This is a genomic window from Trichlorobacter thiogenes (genome assembly GCF_900167465.1).
In the GTDB taxonomy this organism is placed as follows: domain Bacteria; phylum Desulfobacterota; class Desulfuromonadia; order Geobacterales; family Pseudopelobacteraceae; genus Trichlorobacter; species Trichlorobacter thiogenes.
The window spans coordinates 485,838-509,474 of record NZ_FUWR01000001.1; the positions used below are offsets into that span (position 1 = coordinate 485,838).

Consider the following 23,637-nt stretch of genomic DNA (forward strand, 5'->3'; position numbering starts at 1 on the left):
GAGGATTTATATATGAAAATAGCAGCATTAAAGGACGTTGGTGGATTGGCGCTCAGGTATCGCATGGCGTTTGTTATGGGAGTAGTGATCATCATTGTCGGTGGCGTTGTTTTGGCGAAAGACAAAAAGAAGTCTGTCGAGTCAGCAACCCATCGTCTGGTTCGTTCGTATACCGTCCTTTCCGCGCAGGGCAGTGCAGCGGAATATACCGGTACGATTCATGCCCGCACGGAAAGCAATCTCGGCTTTCGGGTGCCTGGAAAAATCATTGAGAGAATCGTTAAAGCAGGGGATCACGTCAAGCGCGGCCAAGTCTTAATGCGTCTTGATCCGACAGACCTGCGACTTGCCGCCACTGCAGCCCAGGCAGCAGTGGAAGCGGCACGGGCGCAGAATAAACGCGCTCTTGCTGATGAACTGCGTCAGCGTGATCTGGTTGCCAAAAAAGCCGTGTCTGTACAGGAATACGAACAGGCCAAATCTTTGGCAGACGCTACCACCGCACAGCTCAACTCCGCCGTTGCGTACTCCAGGCAAGTGGAAAATCAGGAAGGGTATGCCGTTCTTAAGGCCGATGCAGATGGCGTCATTATGGAAATTCCGGCAGAGGTTGGACAGGTGGTGGCTGCGGGCAGCGTGGTGATTCGGCTCGCCCATAATGGCGCCCGCGAAGCCGTGGTCAACCTTCCTGAAGGGTATGTAAAGAGTGCAAACTCCACAGCAACCGGCTGCTTGTATGCAGAGCCGGGACGGAGATTCCCGGCAAAGTTACGTGAATTATCCGCCATGGCCGACCCTCTTACCCGAACCTATCAGGCGCGCTACAGCCTGGGGGACGTAGGCGCACATGCTCCTCTCGGCGCCACTGTAACGATTCATCTGGATGGAGAACGCACACAGAGCGCGGTCCAGCAGTATGAAATTCCGGTCGGCGCACTGTACGACGGTGGTACTGGCACCAGTGTGTGGGTAGTAAATCCTGCAACTTCATCCGTATCCCGCCGAATGGTCGTCGTTGCCAAGCTCGGCAGCGAGACAGCCCTGATCAGTAAAGGGCTTAAGGCCGGTGAACAGATTCTTGCGCTGGGCGCTCACCTTGTCAAGGAAGGGGAAAAAGTCAAGATCCTCTCCAGCCCTGCGAAGGAGCAAAAATAATGACCGGCTTCAATCTCTCCGCTTTTGCGGTTCGCGAACGGGCCATTACCCTGTTTATGATTATTGCCATTATGCTGGCCGGGGCATATGCCTTTCTGCATCTGGGACGCGCAGAAGACCCGAAATTCACCGTTAAGACCATGACCGTAACAGCAATATGGCCGGGAGCCACTGCAAAGGAAATGCAGGAACAGGTGGCTGATCGACTGGAAAAGCGCCTCCAGGAACTTAAGTTTTATGACCGGGTGGAAACCGCCGCATCCCCCGGCATGATCTTGATGAAGCTCTACCTGAAAGACGCCACGGCTCCTAAAGATGTGCCGGATGAATTCTATCAGGCCCGAAAAAAGCTGAGTGATGAGAAGATCCATCTACCCCAGGGGGTGATTGGCCCACTGATGAATGATGAGTTTTCTGATGTGTATTTCGCCATGTATTCCGTGGAGGCAAAGGGGCTGCCCCACCGGAGCCTTGTGCTGGAGGCAGAGGCGCTTCGTCAGCGTTTTTCCCGGATCGACGGTGTGGAGAAAGTCACTATTCTCGGCGAGCAGGATCCAAAAATATACGTGGAGATTTCCTATAAGCGTCTGGCAACGCTTGGCGTAAAGGCGACCGATCTGTTTCGTGCCTTGCAGACCCAAAATGATGTGACCCCTTCGGGCTTTGTGGATACGGCTGGACCGCGGGTCTATCTGCGGCTCGACGGTGCCATCAACGGCATTGAGACCGTCAAGGCGATTCCGGTGGCAAGCGGAGGGAAACTCTTGAAAATCGGCGACGTAGCCGAGGTCATCCGTGGCTACGAAGATCCGGCAACCAAGCAGATCCGTAATCAGGGAGAGCCTGCGCTCATCCTGGCGTTGGTGATGAAAAAAGGCTTCAACGGCCTGACCTTGGGCAAGCTGCTGAAAGCCGAAGAGACGGCAATTCGCAAGGAGCTGCCCGTTGGCCTGACGCTGTCAAAGGTATCGGATCAGTCCCACGTCATTTCCGAGGCCATCGGCGAATTCATGCTCAAATTCGTGGTTGCCCTTGCTGTTGTGATTGTGGTGAGTCTGGCAACGCTGGGATTTCGGGTCGGGATCGTCGTGGCTGCTGCGGTGCCGCTTACCCTTGCTGCCGTGTTCGTCATCATGCTGATTACCGGAAGGTATTTTGACCGGATTACCCTGGGAGCGCTGATTATTTCCTTGGGGCTGCTGGTGGACGACGCCATCATCGCCATTGAGATGATGGTGGTTAAAATGGAAGAGGGATTTGACCGGATACAGGCAGCGACGTTTGCCTGGACATCCACGGCCGGCCCGATGCTTTCCGGTACGCTGGTTACCATCGTCGGCTTCCTGCCGGTTGGTTTTGCCAAATCAACGGCAGGCGAATATGCGGGCAACATATTCTGGGTAGTGGCCTTCGCGTTGATCACCTCGTGGTTTGTTGCTGTCCTCTTCACCCCCTATCTGGGCGTCAAACTCCTGCCTGATATCACGCCGGTTTCCGGAGGGCATGATGCCATTTATGCCACGCCGAACTACCAGCGGTTTCGTGCCATGGTGCGGCAGGTAGTCGATCACAAATGGCTGGCCGCAGGGGTTACCATTGCGCTTTTTACGTTGTCTGTGGTCGGCATGAAGTTTGTGGAAAAACAGTTTTTTCCCAACTCGGATCGCCCGGAATTAACGGTTGAGGTCAACCTTCCGCCTGGGTCTGCCTTTGCCGCCACCGATAGAACGGTCAAAAATATCGAAAAAACGATTATGGCCGAACCGGAGGCCAGTCTGGTTACCAGTTATATCGGCCAGGGTATGCCGCGCTTCATACTGCCGACCAATCCGGAATTGCCCAACCCGGCGTATGCTCAAATCGTCATTCTCACCAAAGGTTCTGCGGCACGTAACGCACTTAAGAAAAAACTGCGCAATCAGATTGCCCAGGGTGCGTTCCCGGAAGCACGTGTGCGGGTGAAACAGTTTGTATTCGGCCCGCCCGTACCATTTCCGGTGCTCTTTCGCGTCATGGGGCCGGACCCCAACGAACTGCGCCGGATTGCACGTGAGGCGAGAGCTATTATGCTGGAGAATCCGAACCTGCGTGATCTGCATCTGGATTGGGGTGAACTGACGCCAAGTCAGCGCCTGGTGCTTGATCAGGATCGCCTGCGCCTGCTCGGCCTTACTCCCCAGGAAACCGGGCTGCAGTTACAGGCTATTTTGAACGGCGCACCCACCACGCAGATGCGTGACGGCATCCGCTCGGTTGATCTGGTGGTTCGCGCACCAGGTTCCGAACGTCACAGCCTGGAAAATCTTGGCAATGTCTCCCTGACAACCACGGACGGGCGCTCGATCCCGCTATCACAATTGGCGCATTTTGAATCCCGCATGGAAGACCCCCTGTTGAAGCGCTACAACCGGGAGCCGTACATTTCTGTTCAGGGCGACGTTGTTGATGGGGTCCAGCCGCCGGATGTAACGGCTCAGATTCTTCCCAAACTGGAAAAACTGAAAGCGGCACTACCGGCTGGATACCGTATAGAAACCGGTGGTTCTGTAGAGGAAAGCAAGAAGGCCGATACGGCGCTCGGCAAGCTGTTCCCGCTGATGGTACTGCTGATGCTGGTAATCATCATGGTTCAGGTCCGGTCGTTTGCCGCCATGTTCCTGGTGTTTGCCACAGCGCCCCTTGGGTTGGTCGGGGCAGTGCCAACCATGCTCATATTCCATCAGCCGTTCGGATTTAATGCAATTCTGGGATTGATCGGACTGGCGGGAATTATTATGCGCAACACGCTGATTCTTGTGGATCAGATCAAACAAGACCAGAAAGCCGGACTGGCCGATTACGACGCGATCGTAGAATCAACCGTACGCCGGGCTCGGCCGGTCGTTCTGACTGCCGTAGCGGCCATGCTGGCCTTTATCCCGCTGACGTTTTCCAGTTTCTGGGGCTCGATGGCCTATGTTCTGATCGGCGGAGTCGGCGTCGGAACAATCCTGACGCTACTCTTCCTGCCTGCCCTCTACGCAATCTGGTTCAAGGTGAAACGTCCTCAGAGCGTCACTGAAGGAGAGGCACGACCATGATCCGCAGCATTGTAACCGCACATATCGTTCTCATCTGTCTGGCTGGTTGCAGCATGAAGCCGGACTATGTCCGGCCTGAAGCGCCAATTTCCGTTGCCTGGCCCACCGGTCCGGCCTACAAGAGCAACTCCCCGCAGACGGAAGATTTGACCGTTGCCTACAAGCTGAAATGGAATGAGTTTTATGTTCATCCGCAGCTCCAGAAATTGATCGCCCTGGCACTGGCAAACAATCGTGATCTGCGGGTGGCCTCGCTGAACGTAGAAAAGTCACGTGCCCAGTACAGGATTCGGCGCGCTGATCTCGTACCGACTATCGCTGCTAGCGGCAGCGGCACGGTGCAACGACTTCCGGCGGATGTTTCTCCAAGCGGGCAAGCCATGATTGCCCGCAACTACAATCTGAGTCTTGGTCTTAGCAGCTATGAAATCGATCTATTCGGCCGGGTCCAGAGCCTGAAGGATCAGGTGCTGGAACAGTATCTTGCCACTGAACAGGCGCGTCATAGCGTTCAGATCAGCCTGATTGCGGAGGTGGCCAACAACTATCTGACACTGGCCGCCGACAAGGAACGGCTGAAACTGGCCCGTGAGACCCTTGCAAGCCAACAGGCTTCCTATCAGTTGATTCAGAGCCGTTTCATGGCTGGTGCCTCCTCAGAGTTAGATCTGCACCAGGCCCAGACCAGTGTAGATGCGGCCAGGGTGGATGTAGCCCGCTACACCAGCCTGGTGGCTCAGGATGAAAACCTGCTGACCTTGGTTGTTGGTACCCAGCTAGCGGCGGAACTTTTGCCAACCGGGTTCAGTAGCGTGGGAACCCTGCGGGAACTGCCACCCGGAGTACCGTCCGAGGTACTTCAGCGCCGCCCGGATGTGATGCAGGCCGAACTGCTGCTCAAGGCAGCCAATGCCAACATCGGTGCCGCCCGGGCCGCCTTCTTTCCGCGTATCACCCTCAACACCAGCATCGGCACTTCCAGTGACCAACTGACCGGACTGTTCTCGCCCGGCTCCCTTGCCTGGGGCTTTGCCCCGCAGTTCACCCTGCCTATCTTTGATTACGGCAGGAACATGGCCGGACTGACCGTTGCCGAGCGTGATCGGGATATCTATCTGGCTCAGTATGACAAAACGATTCAGAGCGCCTTCAGGGAAGTAGCCGATGCTTTAGCCCAAAACGGTACTGTATCTGAGCAATTACAGGCGCAGCAGTCGCTGACCGAGACTACCGCCAAGAGCTACCGCCTGTCTCAGGCTCGCTACCAAGGCGGGGCAGCAAGTTATCTGAACGTGCTGGATTCACAGCGTTCTCTTTACCGCGCCCAGCAGGGTCTGATCAGCGTCAATCTGACACGGCTCACCAATCAAGTCACACTCTACAAGGTGTTGGGCGGTGGGAGCGAGCAATGAAGGATGTACAACATTTCACCGCCTCTGCATCTGCCACGGCGTATGGAGTGCGGCCTGATTCAGATAAACAATTGAGCAGCACAATCTACTGGTAAAGAAAGGAAGAAACGTATGCGTAAAGCAAACAAGTTGATTCTGTCCACTGTACTTGCCCTGGCCATCCCGGCTGGCGCCATGGCTGCAGAAGCAGATCTGCAGGTCAAGATTGACAAGCTGTCCCAACAGATGGAAGACCTGAAGGGGCAGGTGCAAAAGATTGAAGACAAGTCTTTGGGTAAGTGGCTGCAAATTGGTGGCAGTTACCAATTCCGCATGGATAGCCTGCATGGCAAGACCGCTGCATACACTGACGCATTTGGAACGTTATCGAACTTGCAGAGCTATGCCCAGGCACAGTATATGGCAGGCAACGCAGTCCCCTATAACACCTTGAACACTGTTTTTGGTTTGAAGAGCTACGGAGCCATCAATGGCTTTTTGACAACGCCGGGGAATTTGGCGGCTTTGCAAACAATGATGGGGACCGCTGGAGTTGTCCAGGTTCCCGCGTATAAGCCTCAGAACGAGACCATGTACACCAACAAATTTGCCCTTGATCTGAAGGCCAAGGCGACCAAGGATGTCACCGTTAACGTCAAGCTGGGAATGTACAAGGTGTTTGGATCACAAGAAGAAGCACCGATTACCAGCAATGCCTACTTTGCAGATCGTACCGGCGTGTTTGATGGCACGATTGGGCATGTGCCATCAAGCAGTTATCTGAATGTGGATCGCGCCTATGCCACCTGGAGCAACATCATGGATCAGCCGGTCTGGTTCTCAGTTGGCCGTCGTCCCTCTACTGATGGTGCCCCTACCAACCTGAAGTCCAACAGTGAGCGGCCTGGCAATGGTGGCACCCCCGCCCTGCTGGTTAACTATGCCTTTGATGGCATGACCCTGGGCTATGCCCCTGATATTGACTTTCTGCCCGGCTTCTATGCCAAGATCTGCTATGGCCGTGGTTTTGACTCCGGCTACCGTGCAACCCCCACTAACAGCCTGAAAGACAGTGACATGATGGGGGTGGCGATACTTCCGGTGGATACTGACCCTCTACGGGTTTGGTTCCAGTGGAACCGTGGTTTCAACATCTATGACTTTCCAGCCATGAAAAATACAAAATTTGGCGATACCGCACAAAGTGTAAACCTTGGCTCGATTGACTGGTACGGCATCGGCGCCATGTCTACCCTTAAGAAGGTTGGCCCTGGCGACCTGAATTTCTTTGTGGATAGCGGTATGAATATAACCCATCCAACCAACACAGTATCTGCAAACGCCATGTTTCAAGGCCTGTTGACCGGATCGCCGCTGAACCCGGAAGCCCCTACAGACAAAACCGGTTATGCTGTGTTTGCAGGTGTGCGCTATGATCTTCCCACCAAGACCAAGCTTGGTTTTGAATTCAATTATGGATCAAAGAACTGGATTCCCTACTCTCCTGCTGCCGATGACATGTGGACCGCTAAGGTTGGCACCCGTGGCAAGGTGTACGAACCTTACGTCATCCAGGAACTGGACCTGAAGCCGGTCTCGTCCATCTTTGCCAAGGCCTTCTTCAAACTGGGCTACCAGTACTATGACTTTGAGTACACCGGCAGCAACAACTGGGTTGGCGCACCGATCAAAATTTCTGATATCACTGCCAACACCATGTTGCTTCAAGCTCCTGTAAAGTCTGCCCATGACATTTATGGCACCTTCGAAGTTCATTTTTAACCCTGTTTAACCGCAGTACCTCCTTGTGGTGGGCAGGCCTTCGGGCCTGCCATTTTTTTGTGATAGAAAGGCGTGGAGCATAGAAACATCTGCATAGACAACCCCAAAACTCTGTCGTATAGGATAGCTGACCCCATCAATCCCCCGCAAGGAAACGGCCATGAATCGTCTGATCCTGCTTTGTCTGTCCCTGGTGCTACTCCTTGTGGCCAGCCCGGCCTTCTGCGACGATGCCGCGCTTGCCAGGCTGTTCAGTGATCGCAAAGTCAACGGCACCCTCCTGATCGCCAATCTGGACGGTACCGCCCTGTACCTGCATGACGCGGCCCGCGCCAGCACGCCGCTGCTGCCCGCCTCTACCTTCAAGTTTCCCAACACCTTGATCGCCCTTGATGAAGGGGTAATAACTGAAAAGGAACTGCTGAAATGGGATGGCACAGAAAGGGGGCTTGCAGCCTGCAATCGGGATCAGACCCTGGCCAGTGCCTTCAAAAACTCCTGCGTCTGGTGTTATCAGCAACTGGCGCAACGGGTCGGCACCGCTCGCTATCAGCACTGGCTGAAGCAGATCGACTACGGCAATGCCAACCCCGGCCCGGAACTGACCACCTTCTGGCTGTCCGGTGATCTGCGGATCAGCGCACAACAGCAGATTACGTTTTTGCAAAAACTCTACAAACATGAACTGCCGTTTAAGCCTGCATCCTATGATGCATTACGCAGAATCATGCTGGTGGAGGAAAAGCCCGGCTACCGCCTCTACGCCAAGACCGGCTGGGCAGGTTACGGAGAAAAAGCCACACCGCAAATCGGCTGGTACGTGGGCTATGTTGAAACCGGAACGGATGTCTGGTTTTTTGCCCTGAACATGGCTATAACCAAACCAGCAGATGGCGCCTTTCGTCAGCAGATGGTGATGGAGGCGTTGAAGCTGAAGGGAATTCTGTAACACCACGGAGGGCAGCAATGATTGATCAGGCCTTTGCACACAGCTTTGCCAATGAATGGATCGAAGCCTGGAACAACCATGATCTGGAGCAGGTACTTGTCCACTATGCCGATGATTTTGAGATGCACTCGCCGGTGATCGCCCAGATTGTGGGGGAACCATCCGGCATGCTGCAGGGCAAGCAGGCTGTAGGTGCCTACTGGAGTCAGGCCTTGCAACTGCTGCCTGATCTGCAGTTTGAGCTGATCACAGTACTTGCCGGGGTCAACAGCATTACCCTTTACTATCGCGGCGCACTGGACAGGCTGGCTGCCGAGGTGTTTCTTTTCGGGCCGGATGGCAAGGTAATTAAGGCCTTTGCCCATTACGGGGTGTAGGAGCCTGCCCCGACTTTTCTGCTGGTACGTTTCAAAAAACATGTTCCGTATGTTGGCTTTCACGGTTTGCATCTGCATGCAGATCTGTTCATATCAAGCTAATGGTGTCCCATGACCAACAACCCAACCTACCACGACAGCCTGATTACCATAACCGCTGATGAGATTGTCTTTGCTGATTACTATTTCCCGCGGCATACCACCAAGACGGTCCCTCTGGCGGATATCGCCTGTATTACGGTCTGTGAGCCCACCATCTGGAACGGCAAGTGGCGGCTGCACGGCACCGGCAATATCAAGACCTGGTTTCCAGCAGATTACGACCGCCCCAGACGTGATAAAATCTTCATTGCTGACCTGACTACCCAGTGGATCAATATCGGCTTTACCGTGGAAGACAGTGCCCAGGTTGAAGCGATCTTCCGGCAACTTGGGTTGATCAAAGGCTGAATTTTCAACAGAGAAAATATCTATTCAGAATCTATTCGTTAAAAGGCTTATGATGCTGATGTAATTGGAATTTTTTAGTGATAAATCTATTCAGTATCTATTCATATTCAAGGTTTAGCAAGCCAACATCATGGATAATCAGGAACGGCTGCTGGCCTTTCTGGCAACCGGCATCTACTCCTCGCCAGTAGATACAGCAGCGGTTTGGCTTCAGCCAACCGGTCACGCGACTTTCCGAATCATTTCGGTTGGTCTGCGCAGAAAACCTGGCAGCGGTTGAGCGACTGAAGATGGCGCCATGCCTGCTTTGATAGTCTGAATTGTGGAATAATTGTTCTATTTGGGGGGATCACCGGTTCACGCGCGCATGCGCGTGAACCGGCCAATGATGAGTTATGCGGGAAAAGAAGAAATTATGTCTAAAGAAATTCAAAGAGCGGTGAGGATGACACAACGGTGGAATGTCTTTAGGCCACTTATTGAGGCTGGACTCTCTCCTGCTGAAATAAAAACTTCGATCATTCAAATTCTAAGCCCTTACTTCAAAGACCAATCACTGCTGAAGGAATATGCTGTAGAGCTGATACCGGGAGAAGCATTTCGAGTAGCCAGAATCAAGAAGGATTCATGGACAGCGCTGGCATTTGACCATGTAACCAGCATTTACAGGTCAGCTGAGGCTGTAAATCCAGAAGCATGCTACAAGGCTTGTGCTGAATCCGAGAAGGATATTCTGGCAGCAGCTTCAAATCATTGGAGCCAACTGTATCTGGAAATAGATAAGGCTGAACTGCCCCTGGAAGAGTTCAGGCATGAGGTCTTTAGGAATATTGGGGCGCTTATAGAGTCATACCTTTTCCCTCATCTCAGGGACCTTCTAGCCCAAAATAGATTGAAGCGAGGCAAAAAGCCGGAATATTCTCAGATCTCACGGTTGAAGCTAGGAAACGTGGTTAATGAGTTGCACAGCTCGATCAGCATGCCAGAAATTGTTGCGCCACCGCCATGGGGAATTCACCTGAACCAGTGGCGCAACATTGCACAACATCATCGGTCCTGTGTTCGTGAAGAGTTAGTCTACGGATACTACGGTGAAGCTCCAAATGAGCGGGAAATAAGATTGACGAGAGGTGAATTATGGGATGTGCTTCAAAAGACATATGCCATCTGTGAGTTGATAAATACTGCTCGAACTTTGTTCGTCATTGACAACATAAAAAGAATAGAGGCGTATTTTTCGGAAGACTTAACCTTACGTCAAGACGCATTCATATTATCATTTGCGACCTCGATAGCGACCCAAGGTTTTGAACTTGCAGATCTCCAGCTAAATGCTGAATCAGCCATAGCCACCGTTGTAGAAGTCAGTGATGAACCTCCCAAAGAACGCAGAATTCATGCAAGTCAGTTTGTCTACCCACTTTGGTGCCAGTTAAAGAAAGATACTGTCATAGTGAAATATTTTGATAAAGAAGGAAGTCTACGAATGACAGCAAAAGCAAACAGTGCTGACTGCAGAAGGATAGCTGATGGTGAAATTCCTTTCTCAGAGCTAGCCAGCCTCGTTGAGCTAGAGATAGATGGAAAAGCAGTTCCGAGGAAACACTAGGCGAGCATAACCAGCGGCGACAGCGGTCTCCGCTGACGCTCCGCCGCTGCGCTCTCAGCTGTTGGACTAAAACTTCTGGAATGAGTACCGTTCTGTTTGATTGCTGTTTATTACCTGTTGGAGGAAGCTGCTGATGCTTGGAAACCTGACCCTGATTCTGCTCTGCCAGCTGATTGGTGAAATCATCACCAAGGTGACCAAACTGCCGGTGCCTGGACCAGTGATCGGCATGGTTATCCTGTTCTGCGGCCTGTTCTTTAGTAAAAAAATGCCTGCTGAACTGGAATCAGTGGCTGGTTTTCTGCATCGCTATCTGCCGCTGCTGTTTGTTCCGGCCGGTGTTGGCGTGATTACCAACCTTGATCTGATGCTGCGCTCCTGGGCACCGCTGGCAGGCGCCATTATCATCGGCACCGCCATAACGGTTGCCGTAACCGGCCTTGTCATGCAGCTGGCAAGCCGTCGTCTGAAACCAGGCCAGCAGGAGCTGCAGCCATGAGCGGGGATATCACGCAACTGTGGGTCTACCTCTCCACCAGTCCGCTATTGTGGCTGACCGTGACCCTGTTGGCCTACCAGCTGGGTGTCTGGGTATTTCAGCGTTTTGGTTTTAGCCCGATCCTTAACCCGGTGCTGACAGCCGTACTGGTACTGGTCATACTGTTGAAGCTGACTGGTACAGAGTATCAGGCCTATTTTAAAGGTGCCCAGTTTATTCATTTTCTGTTGGGGCCAGCCACGGTTGCCCTGGCAATTCCGCTCTACCGTGAGGTAGCGACCATACGCAAGACCTTTGTGCCGATTCTGATTTCACTGGTGATTGGCTCGCTGGCTGCCATGGTGAGCGCAGTGGGTATCGCCTGGGCTCTGGGGGGTGAACGGTTGCTGCTCTTGACCCTGGCTCCCAAGTCGGTTACCACGCCAATTGCCATGGGGATCTCTGAACAGATCGGCGGCCTGCCTGCATTAACTGCAGTGGCAGTGGTGCTGACCGGCATTACCGGTGCGGTGATCGGTGATCTGGTGCTGAACTGGATGCGGGTGCATGATGAGACCGCCCGGGGCATGGCCTTTGGAGTTGCCTCCCACGGTATCGGCACTGCCCATGCCATGCAGAAAAGCCGGGTGTCCGGGGCGTTTTCAGCACTGGCAATGGCCTTGAACGGTCTGCTGACCGCTCTGCTACTGCCTGTGCTGGTCAGCCTGCTGCGTTAAACAGTGTCTTACGATGCGGATTGCTGCGGCCGTGCCTGCCAGATTTGACAATCCACCATATTCTGTTAAAAGTATCCAATAAACAGCTTACCAGGCCAACAACAAGGAATTCTCAGCTCTCCGATAGATCCCTATGAAAAAAGACTTTGTACGTTTTATAGCATTGCCCGCCTGTGTCTGCCTTGGCTCACCGGTCGATTCTTCGCTGCCCGCTGCCTATACGGCGGTGGTGCATGCCGTGCATGAGATTGTGGTTGCCGGATGTGAAAACGAGAGCATCGCCATCAGCAAGATGAAGGAAAAGCGGAAGCAGTTGGGCAAGAAGACCGTGTTTTCAGAGATTTCCATTGAACCCAAAACTGCCGGAATTGTGAAGTATCACCCGACACCGTTTGTTGCCGGACATAACATCATGACCACACCGGATGCAGATGGCGCCTATCCGGCTAAAGTGCTTTTAAAAGCGCAGCAGTTCCCTGACGGTCAGGGGCTGTGGATACAGTACAGCATCAAGGATGTGGTCTCCGGCGACAAACAGCAGCGCCACATGTACTGCGAAAAATATAAGTCCATGTTGTATTGCGGGTCACTGCCGGCCAGTTACGATCTGCGGTCCCACATGAACGCCATCCTTACACCGTAAACTCAATCAGGCAACTTCGCGTCTTCAAAGGTACTTTACCTTGTTGTAGTTTCAGATTGGTCCGCTCCGGGATGGCCAGGGTGCTGAAGTAGCTGCGCCACAGCTCTTGAAACTGAGCTTCTTCTGGTGTGAGATCAGGTTGGGCTGTCACCTCCATCGGCAGCAGCAGCCATTCCTTCTTTTCAGCATCGTACAGAATCCCCTCACCATGGCGCTGGTCATGGATTACCCATTGCTGGTCACTGAACCGTTCGGCAAAGTGGGCCCCGATCAGCAGCAGTATGCGGTGGTCAGGTGCTATGGTTGCGTAGTACAGCCCGCCCTGCAGCTGCTGGAACCTAACAAAACCCAGGTAGCGGTGTGCCTCTCGTGCCACCTGTTGGGACAGCTTCCAGACCGGCGCTACCTGTGGATGGGCCAGCATGCCGTCAATCTTCCTGCCTTGTTCAGCCTCCAGCAGAAGATAGTGGTAGATCAGCAGTTCCTGTTGGGGGTGGTCGGCCAGCAGACAGCGCCGCAGCAGTTTGAGTGAATTGTCGGAGAGACGTTTGGTCAGACGTTGCCAGAACGTCTCTGCCACAGCCTGATCCGCACTGATGCTGATTTCGCTGTTGAACAGGCTCTGCTGATCAAGCGGGGTGACACTGATCCGCTCTACAACAGCCCGTTCTGCCAGCAACCGGGCGTAAAGAGTCAGCAGTCCGGCCAAGGTGCCATCATAGCAATACTGACAGTTCATCTTTTATCCTTAAAACGGCAGTTACTCACGCGGAGCCGCGAAGCTCGCGGAGAAAATCAAATAGTTACCTAAAAACAAGGAACAACCCTACAGGTGAAGCAATGACATGGCGTAACCAACTGCTTTTTTAGGATAATGAGCCATTTTGCGCTCTTTGTGTTCTTTCGCGGCAATTGCTTTCATGTTGTTCACAGCTCACCCGTAATCAGGCTGGCGGTTTCATCAACTACCGGCTGTTCCAAATCAAGACTCAGCTGTACCGGACGCTTCTGTTTTGGCCCATCCACCAGCCTGCTGCGCAGGCTGCTATTCTCAAGTTTGATCTCTCCGACATATCGGCCACGGGCAGTAATGAAGTAGCGGGCCCGCTTCATGACAATCCCCAGGCGGGTCAGATCGTCAATCCCCAGATGTCCCTGCCGCCGGGCCTGAATAATCCGCTGGGCAGAGCGGACCCCGACCCCTGGCACCCGCAGCAGCTCTTCATAACTGGCACGGTTGATCTCCAGCGGAAACAGCTCCAGGTGGCGCAAGGCCCAGCCGGTCTTGGGATCAAGTTCGCTGTCCAGATTGGGGCTGGCCTCATCCAGCAGCTCATGGGCGGAGAAGCCGTAGTAGCGCAGTAGCCAGTCTGCCTGATACAGGCGATGTTCACGCCGCAGTGGCGCCTCGGGCCGGGCTGGCAGACGGGTGTCTGCCACGGTGGGAATGAAGGCAGAATAGTAGACCCGCTTCAGGTCCAGCCGCTGGTAGAGTTGTTCAGACAGGGTCACGATCTGGCGGTCAGATTCACCCGTGGCCCCCACAATCAGCTGGGTGCTTTGCCCGGCCGGTGCAAAACTCGGCACCTTGCGGGATTGCTTCCGCTCGGCCCGGTTGGTGACTATCAGGTTGCTGACCTGACGCATCGGCTGGATCACTGCATCACGGCTCTTGTCCGGTGCCAGCAGTTGCAGGCTTTCACGGGTGGGCAGTTCCAGATTGACGCTGACCCGGTCCGCCCAGAGTCCTGCCTGCTGCACCAACAGCGGATCAGCCCCCGGCACCAGCTTGAGGTGGATGTAGCCGTTAAAGCGGTACTGTTCCCGCAGGGTGCGGACCGCCTGAATCAGCAGCTCCATGGTGTAGTCAGCAGAACGGACCACGCCGGTGCTGAGGAACAGCCCTTCAATATAGTTGCGGCGGTAAAAGCCGATGGTCAGCTCTGCAACTTCAGCCGGAGAAAGTGTTACCCGTTGCACGTCATTGCTGCGGCGGTTGATGCAGTAGGCGCAATCGTAGATGCAGCGGTTGGTCATCAGGATCTTGAGCAGCGAGACGCAGCGGCCATCACTGGTCCAGGTGTGACAGATACCGGTGGACGCAGCAGAGCCGATCCCGCCGTTGCTGTTAGCACGGGAGCTGCCGCTGGAAGAGCAGGAAACATCATACTTTGCCCCGTCTGCCAGTATTTTCAGCCTGTCCATCAGGTCGGTTGCCACAAAAACGCTCCTGTTATTCAATCTTGCTGCAGCATACCATATCCCTGTGACAGGATAGGTCATTCTGAGGCACTTAATGCTGCCAGTAGCAAAATCGACCTAATCACTTTACTTTATCTGACGGTATATTAGACTGGATTTCTGATGTGTTGCAAAAGCAGGTTTTGCGCGGTGACGGTTACGCCTCTTTTGTATGCCAGGTAATTGATTACTTCACACTGAGCAAGGAATTATAAGGCCGATGGAACAGCTACGAATGAATGAAGAAAAGTTGCGGCTTTTTGTCGAATATGCTCCGGCTGCCCTGGCGATGTTTGATCAGGAGATGCGCTACCTGTATGCGAGTCGCCGTTGGCTTACTGATTATCAGTTAGGTGACCGGAACCTACGGGGGATTTCGCACTATGATATCTTTCCTGAAATACCGGAACGGTGGAAAGAGCTGCATCGTCGTTGTCTTGCAGGGGAGGCCCTGACTTCTGATGCTGATCGTTTTATACGTGCCGACGGATCGGTGCAGTGGCTGCGCTGGGAGATCCGTCCCTGGTTTTGCAATGCCGGTGATGTCGGGGGGATAGTCATCTTTTCTGAAGATATAACCAAGGTCAAGCAGGCGGAAGATGTGCTGCGTCGTTATGAGCTGCTTTCCAAACATAGCCGTGACATCGCCCTGTTTGTTCGCAGAGGAGATGGTCGTATCCTGGAGGCGAATGATGCTGCTGTCAGGACCTATGGGTATAGCCGTGAAGAGTTGTTGAAATTGACCATTCTGGATTTGAGAGATGCTGATCATGTACATTTTGCTTATTCCCAGATGGAAGAGGCAGATACGCATGGCATCCTCTTTGAAACCGTACACTGCCATAAAGATGGTAGTACCTTCCCTGTGGAGGTCAGCTGCTGCGGGGTAGATATTGGTGATGACCGGATTCTGCTCAGTCTTGTCCGGGATATTAGCAAACGTAAGGCTTCGGAAGATGAGCTGAAAAGGAACGCTGAAGTTGAGCATGCCCGGCTGACTGAATTGGAAGCACTCATGCAGGCAGTGCCGGCAGCAGTTCTGATCAGTCATGATCCGCAGTGTCGGGTTATCACCGGGAACCATGCCGCCTATGAGATGCTGAGGATGGAATATGGGACCAATACCTCAAAAAGTAATCCCGGCACCCATACAGACCATTTCAGGGTTTTTCATGGGGGCAAGGAGTTGTCTATTGAGGAACTGCCACTTCAACGGGCGGTAACCAGCGGAGTTCCCGTTTGTAATTTTGAAGAAGAAATTGTTTTTGACAATGGTGACCAGGTTTCAGTCTATGGCAATGCAGTACCGTTGAAGGATACGAACGGTAACATAACCGGTGTGGTGGCTGCCTTTGTTGACATTGGCCAGCGGGTGCGGGCTGAAGAAGAGGCACGAGAGGCACGAGAGGCTGCCGAGGCTGCCAATCGTGCCAAGAGTGCATTTCTTGCCAATATGAGCCATGAGATCCGCACCCCGCTCAACGGCATTGTCGGCACAGCACAATTGCTTGAATTTACTAGATTAACCAATGAACAGAAGGAATATCTTGCCGATATCAAATCATCATCTTGTACGTTGCTGTCACTGCTGAATGATGTGCTTGATCTCTCAAAGATAGAAGCTGGCAAGATCACGCTTGAATCTATTGATTTCAGGCTGCGATCAAGTATTGGTGGAGTTGTTAACTCTTTGAAATCGCTGGCGCAGTCCAAAGGATTACCGATAGAGGTACATATTCCAGATGGTGTGCCAGACTGTCTGAAGGGGGATCAGACCCGCTTCAAACAGGTGTTGCTCAACCTGCTTGGTAATGCTGTTAAATTTACCGAAGCAGGTACTGTTTCGCTCTCTGTAGCGGTCAAAGAACAGCACGAAGATCAACTGCAGCTTGAGATAGAAGTGAAAGATACAGGGATTGGCATCTCTTCCCAAATGCTTGAAACAATCTTTGAGCCATTTACTCAGGCAGAAGCCACCCTCTCCAAAAAATACGGTGGAACCGGTCTTGGCCTTGCCATCTGTAAAAGGCTGATTAACATGATGGGTGGTCAGTTGTGGGCAGAGAGTATCGAGGGTGCCGGAAGTACATTCCACCTTATAGCACCGTTTAGCGTGTGTGAAGTTCAAGACGAAGATGGTGTAGATGCCACTGTTCCCAAAGTATTGCCAGAATGGAGTGGGCCGCAGTTACGCATTCTGCTTGCTGATGACCATGAAATAAACCTGAAGTTTACCAGCAGGTTACTTGAAAAATTTGGTCATACGGTCATGCTGGCTCGTGATGGACAGGAGGCGCTACAGGCATGGGAACAGCATGATCCTGATCTGATTCTGATGGATGTGAGCATGCCGATCTTGAGCGGTATTGAGGCCGTCGGAATAATCCGGGAAAAGGAACTGGCCAGTAACCTCCATGTCCCGATAGTCGCTCTGACCGGCCATGCCACGCTTCAAATCAAAGAGCAGGTAGCAAACCAGGGATTTGATGGCTGCCTGATCAAGCCTATTCCCCTGGATGTTCTGCTGCAGGAGCTGCAACGACATTTCCCAGCATAGTTACAGCAATATCCGGTTAAGAAGGAGGTCAACCATGAAACTTTTTTCAACCTGTACCATTGGTGCTGTCAAGCTGCAGAACCGTATCGTCATGGCACCCATGACCCGTTCACGGGCCACCAATAATCTGCCAAACAGCCTGATGGTTGAATACTATAGCCAGCGTTCAGGCGCTGGCCTGATCATTACTGAAGGAACCTCGCCATCTCCCAACGGACTTGGCTATGCCCGGATACCGGGTGCGTTTTCAGCGGAACAGACTGCGGGCTGGAAACAGATCGCTGATGCGGTTCACCGGGGTGGAGCCCGTATCTTCATGCAGCTGATGCATTGCGGACGGGTGGGAAACAACCTTAACCTGCCAGCAGGTGCAGAGCTGGTGGCTCCTTCGGCAATTACCCTGGCGAACAAGATCTGGACTGACAGCCAGGGGGAACAGCCCTATGACCAGCCCCGGGAGATGACGCCAAAGGATATTGAGCAGGCCATTGCAGAGTATGCACTGGCAGCAAAAAATGCGGTTGCAGCCGGGTTGGATGGGGTTGAGGTGCATGGCGCCAATGGCTATCTGATCAACCAGTTTCTGGACCCAGGCTCAAATCAGCGCCGTGATGCATATGGCGGTGATGCAGCCCGCCGCAACCGGTTTGCCCTGGATGTGGCTGCTGCGGTGATCGCTGAAATCGGGGCTGATCGGGTTGGTATCCGGCTCTCGCCCTATGGTGTCTTTAACGAAATGAGCGGTGACTATGACGGTATTGCGGAACAGTACGTTGCGCTGGCTGCAGCAGCAGGCGGGTTGGGGCTGGCCTACCTGCATCTGGTGGATCACTCTGCCATGGGGGCGCCCAAGCCGGAACCAGCCACTGTGCAAGCCATCTGTCAGGCGTTCCGTGCAGCTGGTGGAGCTGCGGTGATCCTTTCTGGTGGGTATGATGCTGCACGGGCCGAGGCTGATCTGCAGAGTGGTGCAGCAGACCTGATCGCCTTTGGCCGCCCTTTTATTGCCAACCCGGATCTGGTGGCACGTCTGCAAAGTGGCAAAGAACTGGCGGTTCCAGACCAGGCCACCTTCTATTCACCGGGGGAAGCTGGTTACACCGACTATCCTGGCATGCCGTAAGCAGTACGTTTTTTTCGAATGCGGTAGCCGCAGACAGACCGGGTAGCTGCGGCTACCGCATTTCTCACAAGCGGTCTCAATATGAAACCAGATCTCAGCATGAGACCATATCCTGGCTGAACCAACAGCCTGTTCTGATTGCCAGCTACCCATAACAACCAACCAGGCTCTCTCACCACCCTTCCCATTTTGTCAAGTTCAACCGTTAGTTTTGATTATTCCTGCGACTAAACAGGCATCTGCATTGCATACAGATGCCTGCAGGAGCTCTAAGATGTGGCTTTAATACTGCTGTAGTATAGCCATGGCCTGATTTCAGAGGTCACAGGTGACAATAATTGTGGTCAAATTAACGGCCTGAGTGGACCAACAAAAGGAGTACATTATGGAAAAGATTGCCTGGATTGAATCATTTGAGGAGGGGCTCCAAAGGGCCCGGTCAGAAAACAAACTGATCTTTGCCGATTTCTTCAACCCCAACTGAATTGGCTGCAAACAGATGGACGCGGTCGCGTACATCGATGCCGAGGTGATTGGCTTCATAAACAACACCCTGATTCCCCTGCGGCTGGCAGCGGCCGATCCTGTGCTGGGGCCGCGCTACCGGGTCAAGTGGACCCCAACCCTGCTGATCCTCGACGCAGAAGGGGTGGAACAGTATCGCACACTTGGTTTCTATCCGCCGCAGGAGCTGATCTCCTCGCTGCTGCTCGGCATCGGCAAGGCCCGCTTCAACCAGCCTGACCGTCCGGCAGCCGGTGACTGTTTCAGCGATATCATCAGCCGCTACCCGGCAAGCCCCCAGGCCCCGGAGGCGGTCTACCTGCACGGCGTCTCACGCTATATCGAAACTCATGATGTCACCAACCTGATCGCCATCTACGACCAGCTGGCAGCCGGCTACCCTGACAGCATCTGGCTGACCAGGGCCGATCCCTACCGCCTGCTGAAGGCGTAATCTGTGATGAGGTGATCAAGCATGCCGCCACGTTCCATCAGCAAGGTGTTTAAAAGTATTCCAACCATTGAGGGGGCCGGTGTCCACCTCAAGCGGGCCTTTGGTTACCATCAACTGCCACTGTTTGATCCGTTTCTGATGCTGGATGATTTTCATACCGCTAACCCGGACGAGTATCTGGCCGGCTTTCCCTGGCACCCCCACCGGGGGATCGAGACCATCACCTACATCCTTGAGGGGCGGGTGGAACATGGCGACAGCATGGGCAACAGCGGGGTGATCGGGGCGGGCGACGTGCAGTGGATGACCGCCGGTAGCGGCATCATCCATCAGGAGATGCCGAAGCTGAGTCCCAGCGGCACCATGTGGGGCTTTCAGTTCTGGGCCAACCTGCCGGCCAGCCAAAAGATGATTGCACCCCGTTACCGTGATGTCCCGGCTGCCATCATCCCCGAAGTAACCCTGGAGAACGGGGTCACCATCAAGGTAATTGCAGGAAAGGTGGCTGGTGTGCAGGGACCGGTACAGGATATCCTGGCCGACCCGGAACTACTGGATGTACGCCTGCCTCCGGGTGCCGTCTTTGAACATGCCGTAACCGATGGCTACACCGTGGTGGCCTACCTGCTGCACGGTCAGGGCTACTTTGATCAGGGTCGCGATCCCTATGCCTACGACTATGCCGGTACAGGCTGGCTGGATCTGGAGCGGGACTGCTCCTTTGGTCCCGAGACAACCATCCTGTATGAGCACCAGGGGGAGGGCATTCGGGTGACTGCCGGCGATCAGGGGGTGCGCTTTCTGCTGCTGGTCGGCAAGCCGCTGGGTGAGCCGATTGCCTGGCAGGGGCCGATTGTGATGAACAGCCGCGAAGAGCTGCGTATCGCCTTTGAAGAGTACCATAACGGCACCTTTGTGAAGTAGATTAGCATGCTGTACTGTTGAGAACTACGGGCGTCCATAACCAGACGCCCGTAACTGTTTTATGGCTCACCAGCCCACGGAGGCCGGAGTGGATGCGGGGCTGCCATGCGGCCTTTACTCCTCATCCGCCTTAAATTCCAGCAGATCACCGGGCTGGCAGTCCAGATAACGGCAGATCGCCTCCAGTGTGGCAAAGCGCACCCCTTTGACCTTGCCGCTTTTCAAGAGTGATAAGTTGGCCTCGGTAATGCCGATCTGCTCGGCCAGGTCACGGGATTTAACCTTGCGCTTTGCCAGCATGATATCCAGATTCACCACAATCGGCATAGCGCTCCCTTACACAATCTGACTGTTTTCATCATGCAGACGGTAGGCCTCATCCATCACCACCCCCAGCATCTGTACGGCACCGCCAACTATCAGCAGATACAGGTCTGCCGTACTCAATCCCACGCTAATGGAAAGCTTGCCCTGCACTGCCATTGACAGCAATCCGGAAAGTGTCGCCGTGTACAGCGCATTTGCTCCGCCCAGCAGTAGCAGACCGGTACCAAAACGGCGGTACTGAACGCCGGTTTCCCGTCGGAACAGTTCTCCCTTGGCATAGGCGCTGCAGATCCGGAACAGGGCTGCCAGGGCATATGCGGCAGCTACAAGCGGAAGCAGTTCCACCAAAAAACCTGCAATCCTGACACCGCTAGACAGGCCTGCAGGCCCGACCTGCGTTGCCAGGGTTGGAGGAAGCCAGGCAACAATCTGCGGTGCTGACCAGCGTAGTACGGCAATCACCAGCGTCAGCAGCCATAGCAGCACAACCGTCCACTGCATGATGCGGCTCTTTGTTGTCAATTGTTGAGGCAGCAGGATGCACCTCCTAAATTTTTATTGTAAAACAATAATTTTTTATTGTACTACTCATAATAACTCACCGCCTGCTTCAAGGCAAATCTGTTTGAGGAGGACCACCATGTCCCTGACACAGCTACTTGGCGCAGCACTGCTGTTGACAGCAGTTTTGGCTAATGATGCAGATGCAGCAGATACGATAGACAGCGGAAGGACGGCGGCTCCGGAACTGTCCCGCATGGCCCTGCAGCCTGCAGAGCTTCCGGATTACCTTACCAAGCGCCCTGACGTTGCCACACGGGACAGCTTTGTGCCATCCCAGGACCGGCCCTGGTATCTGCAGGTACTTGAAAATATGGCAATAGGTACAGCAAGCAATGCCCAGCTGAAGGAAACAGACGGCCGTCCCCGCACCCCCACCACACCGCAGCCATAACAGGGAGGCATCTATGCTTCAGATCCCAGCAACAGTAAGCCGTTATGCACTCGTTATCATTATCAGCGTTATACTGGCGGGCTGCGCCACTGCACCGCCGGTCAGGCCAACAACCCTGGTTCCCGGTGAGTACGGGTATCTGAAAGAACATGTGGCCTGGTTGATCCGTAAAGAGATGGCAAAAAACAATGTCCAGGGGCTGTCAATTGCCCTGGTTGATGATCAGCGGGTGGTTTGGGCCGAAGGGTTCGGCTTTGCCGATACTGCTGCCAAGGTCCCGGCCACGGCGGATACGGTCTACCGGATCGGCTCGGTTTCCAAGCTGTTCACTACCATCAGTGCCCTGCAACTGGTGGAGCAGGGCGGGCTTGCGCTGGATAGCCCGTTGCAGCAGTACCTGCCTGATTTTTCGATGCGCAGCCGTTCGGGCACTACTGCCCCCATTACCCTACGCAGCATCATGACCCACCATTCCGGCATACCGTCTGATTACCTGAAAGGGATGTGGACCACTGATCCTCAGCCGATCAGCACGCTACCGACCTCCATCAGGGATGAGTATCTCGCGTTTCCGCCCAACACGGTTTTGTCCTACTCGAATCTGGGTATGACGCTGCTGGGGCTGGCAGTGCAGAACAGTAGCGGTCAGGAATTTTGCAGACATCTGCAGCATCAGTTGCTGCAGCCGTTGGGCATGCAGCAGACCAGCTGTTCCAATGCGTTGCCACGCACCGCCCAGGCAGCCAGGGCCTATAGCAACGACATTGAGAAGCAGGAACCACCATTGCGGGATGTCCCGGCCGGTGGCTTGAACAGCTCGGTCAGCGACATGAGCCGCTTTATCCGCATGATCCTGGCAGAGGGAGCACTGGATGGCCGCAGGATCATCAAGCCGGAGACCGTGCGGGAGATGCTGACCCCCCAGAACAGCGGCGTTGCCCTTGATCGTGGCTTTCGGATCGGTCTGGGCTGGATGCTGGGCGGCCTGGGTGGCATCAATATCCAGCAGGCCGGTACGGTTGCCCATCACGGCGGCGCTACCCTGTACCACCGTGCCCAGCTGGTGGTGCTGCCCGAGGTCAAGTTGGGGGTGGTGGTGCTGTCCAACACCGATGCTGCCCAGCAAAGCGTGAACACGATTGCCACTGAAGCGCTGAAGCTCGGGTTGGAGATCAAGACCGGCCGCACACAGCCGGATCGTCCGCAGCTGCCAACCGGCAACTATCTGAGCAGCCAAGAACTGCAGGCCTATCAAGGCAGCTACGCCACCCAGGCCGGACTGGGCAAACTGGAGGCAGCCAGCGACTATCTTAAGGCATCATTGATAGGCCAATCCTTCCGTTTGGTGCCCCGCAGCGATACAAAACTGCAACTGCAGTACCGCCTGCTGGGGCTGTTTCCGATTAACCTGGGGGAACTTGGCCAGTATGGTGTTGGTCGTGCCCTGGTGGATGGCCATGAACTGCTGACGGTAGCGGATCAAAATGTAGAGCTGGTCATTGGCGAGAAGGTCAAGCCGGTGCCGTTGTCAGTGGCCTGGCAGCAACGGCTGGGCAGCTATCGTATCACCAACCTGGGTAACGACACGCCGTTTGCCGATGAGATTACCCTGCGGGTGGCAGATGGTCTGCTATTGCTAGACTACACCTTGCTTGAATTCGGGAAGGCCAAAGTCTGTCAGGTCATCAGACCGGTTTCCGACAACGAAGCGATAGTCGCGGGGCTTTGGCGCGGTGCCGGTGAAACCATCCGGGTGATCAGGGAAAACGGGCAGGAACAGCTTGTTTTTGCAGGCTACCGACTTGAACGGGTGAAGTAAAAATCCGAATGTAACTGGCAGTTGCATAGCTCCGTGCAATGCTAGTATTTGTTGATTACGTCATTTTGTATTCTGACCAGCG

22 protein-coding genes are annotated in these 23,637 nt (G+C 54.1%); 18 read left to right on the forward strand and 4 right to left on the reverse strand.

Annotation, left to right across the window (positions count from 1 at the left end):
- Positions 1-12: 12 nt before the first annotated feature.
- The 12 genes from B5D39_RS02350 to B5D39_RS02400 all read left to right on the forward strand — a co-directional run bounded on the left by B5D39_RS02350 (position 13) and on the right by B5D39_RS02400 (position 12,651).
- On the forward strand, positions 13-1,155 hold the full coding sequence (locus B5D39_RS02350; protein ID WP_139366645.1) for an efflux RND transporter periplasmic adaptor subunit: 1,143 nt from the start codon (positions 13-15) through the stop codon (positions 1,153-1,155).
- Positions 1,155-4,235 (forward strand): efflux RND transporter permease subunit, encoded by a 3,081-nt coding sequence (locus B5D39_RS02355; protein ID WP_078788774.1) that lies wholly within the window; start codon positions 1,155-1,157, stop codon positions 4,233-4,235. Before B5D39_RS02350 ends, B5D39_RS02355 begins: the two co-directional genes overlap by 1 nt.
- Complete coding sequence (locus B5D39_RS02360; RefSeq protein ID WP_078788775.1) at positions 4,232-5,647, forward strand: efflux transporter outer membrane subunit; 1,416 nt, start codon at positions 4,232-4,234, stop codon at positions 5,645-5,647. Before B5D39_RS02355 ends, B5D39_RS02360 begins: the two co-directional genes overlap by 4 nt.
- A gap of 111 nt (positions 5,648-5,758) precedes the next feature.
- Positions 5,759-7,408 carry a DUF3373 domain-containing protein gene (locus B5D39_RS02365; protein ID WP_078788776.1) on the forward strand — a complete coding sequence of 550 codons (1,650 nt, stop codon included), beginning with the start codon at positions 5,759-5,761 and terminating at the stop codon, positions 7,406-7,408.
- 160 nt (positions 7,409-7,568) lie between these two features.
- Complete coding sequence (gene blaOXA / locus B5D39_RS02370; protein ID WP_078788777.1) at positions 7,569-8,357, forward strand: class D beta-lactamase; 789 nt, start codon at positions 7,569-7,571, stop codon at positions 8,355-8,357.
- 17 nt (positions 8,358-8,374) lie between these two features.
- A complete protein-coding gene (locus B5D39_RS02375) occupies positions 8,375-8,734 on the forward strand; it encodes a nuclear transport factor 2 family protein (RefSeq protein WP_078788778.1) in 360 nt (119 codons plus the stop codon).
- A gap of 111 nt (positions 8,735-8,845) precedes the next feature.
- Entirely contained in the window at positions 8,846-9,184 is a 339-nt protein-coding gene (locus B5D39_RS02380; protein ID WP_078788779.1) for a hypothetical protein, read from the forward strand.
- 130 nt (positions 9,185-9,314) lie between these two features.
- Entirely contained in the window at positions 9,315-9,464 is a 150-nt protein-coding gene (locus B5D39_RS16905) for a hypothetical protein (RefSeq protein ID WP_153304301.1), read from the forward strand.
- A 135-nt stretch (positions 9,465-9,599) separates the two neighbouring features.
- On the forward strand, positions 9,600-10,793 hold the full coding sequence (locus B5D39_RS02385; protein WP_078788780.1) for a hypothetical protein: 1,194 nt from the start codon (positions 9,600-9,602) through the stop codon (positions 10,791-10,793).
- A gap of 133 nt (positions 10,794-10,926) precedes the next feature.
- Positions 10,927-11,292 carry a CidA/LrgA family protein gene (locus tag B5D39_RS02390; protein ID WP_078788781.1) on the forward strand — a complete coding sequence of 122 codons (366 nt, stop codon included), beginning with the start codon at positions 10,927-10,929 and terminating at the stop codon, positions 11,290-11,292.
- Positions 11,289-12,008: an LrgB family protein gene (locus B5D39_RS02395; RefSeq protein ID WP_078788782.1), complete on the forward strand. Its 720-nt coding sequence runs from the start codon at positions 11,289-11,291 to the stop codon at positions 12,006-12,008. The genes B5D39_RS02390 and B5D39_RS02395 overlap by 4 nt, the downstream gene beginning before the upstream one ends.
- Before the next feature lie 133 nt (positions 12,009-12,141).
- Entirely contained in the window at positions 12,142-12,651 is a 510-nt protein-coding gene (locus B5D39_RS02400) for a hypothetical protein (protein ID WP_078788783.1), read from the forward strand.
- Here B5D39_RS02400 and B5D39_RS02405 read toward each other — a convergent pair.
- Together B5D39_RS02405 and B5D39_RS02410 are read right to left on the reverse strand one after the other, a co-directional pair.
- On the reverse strand, positions 12,641-13,390 hold the full coding sequence (locus B5D39_RS02405; RefSeq protein WP_078788784.1) for a TIGR03915 family putative DNA repair protein: 750 nt from the start codon (positions 13,388-13,390) through the stop codon (positions 12,641-12,643). The two genes, B5D39_RS02400 and B5D39_RS02405, sit on opposite strands and share 11 nt — an antisense overlap.
- A 188-nt stretch (positions 13,391-13,578) precedes the next feature.
- Positions 13,579-14,871, reverse strand: a complete 1,293-nt coding sequence (locus B5D39_RS02410; protein WP_244161328.1) for a putative DNA modification/repair radical SAM protein — start codon at positions 14,869-14,871, stop codon at positions 13,579-13,581.
- 241 nt (positions 14,872-15,112) lie between these two features.
- On the opposite strand from B5D39_RS02410, the gene B5D39_RS02415 reads away from it, so the two are divergent.
- The 4 genes from B5D39_RS02415 (at position 15,113) to B5D39_RS02430 (ending at position 20,454) form a co-directional block, all read left to right on the forward strand.
- Positions 15,113-17,449, forward strand: a complete 2,337-nt coding sequence (locus B5D39_RS02415) for a PAS domain-containing hybrid sensor histidine kinase/response regulator (RefSeq protein WP_078788786.1) — start codon at positions 15,113-15,115, stop codon at positions 17,447-17,449.
- Positions 17,450-17,483: 34 nt separating this feature from the next.
- A complete protein-coding gene (locus B5D39_RS02420; protein WP_078788787.1) occupies positions 17,484-18,572 on the forward strand; it encodes an alkene reductase in 1,089 nt (362 codons plus the stop codon).
- A 499-nt stretch (positions 18,573-19,071) separates the two neighbouring features.
- Positions 19,072-19,530 (forward strand): hypothetical protein, encoded by a 459-nt coding sequence (locus B5D39_RS02425; protein WP_078788788.1) that lies wholly within the window; start codon positions 19,072-19,074, stop codon positions 19,528-19,530.
- A gap of 21 nt (positions 19,531-19,551) precedes the next feature.
- Positions 19,552-20,454: a pirin family protein gene (locus B5D39_RS02430; RefSeq protein WP_078788789.1), complete on the forward strand. Its 903-nt coding sequence runs from the start codon at positions 19,552-19,554 to the stop codon at positions 20,452-20,454.
- Positions 20,455-20,568: 114 nt separating this feature from the next.
- Here the strand turns inward: B5D39_RS02430 and B5D39_RS02435 are convergent, their stop codons facing one another.
- Positions 20,569-20,781 carry a helix-turn-helix domain-containing protein gene (locus B5D39_RS02435; protein ID WP_078788790.1) on the reverse strand — a complete coding sequence of 71 codons (213 nt, stop codon included), beginning with the start codon at positions 20,779-20,781 and terminating at the stop codon, positions 20,569-20,571.
- A gap of 9 nt (positions 20,782-20,790) precedes the next feature.
- On the reverse strand, positions 20,791-21,282 hold the full coding sequence (locus B5D39_RS02440; protein ID WP_078788791.1) for a DUF2975 domain-containing protein: 492 nt from the start codon (positions 21,280-21,282) through the stop codon (positions 20,791-20,793).
- A 139-nt stretch (positions 21,283-21,421) separates the two neighbouring features.
- Between B5D39_RS02440 and B5D39_RS02445 the strand changes: the two genes are divergently transcribed.
- Together B5D39_RS02445 and B5D39_RS02450 are read left to right on the forward strand one after the other, a co-directional pair.
- On the forward strand, positions 21,422-21,736 hold the full coding sequence (locus B5D39_RS02445; protein ID WP_078788792.1) for a hypothetical protein: 315 nt from the start codon (positions 21,422-21,424) through the stop codon (positions 21,734-21,736).
- Between the two features lie 13 nt (positions 21,737-21,749).
- Positions 21,750-23,555: a serine hydrolase domain-containing protein gene (locus B5D39_RS02450; protein ID WP_078788793.1), complete on the forward strand. Its 1,806-nt coding sequence runs from the start codon at positions 21,750-21,752 to the stop codon at positions 23,553-23,555.
- Positions 23,556-23,637: the final 82 nt, after the last annotated feature.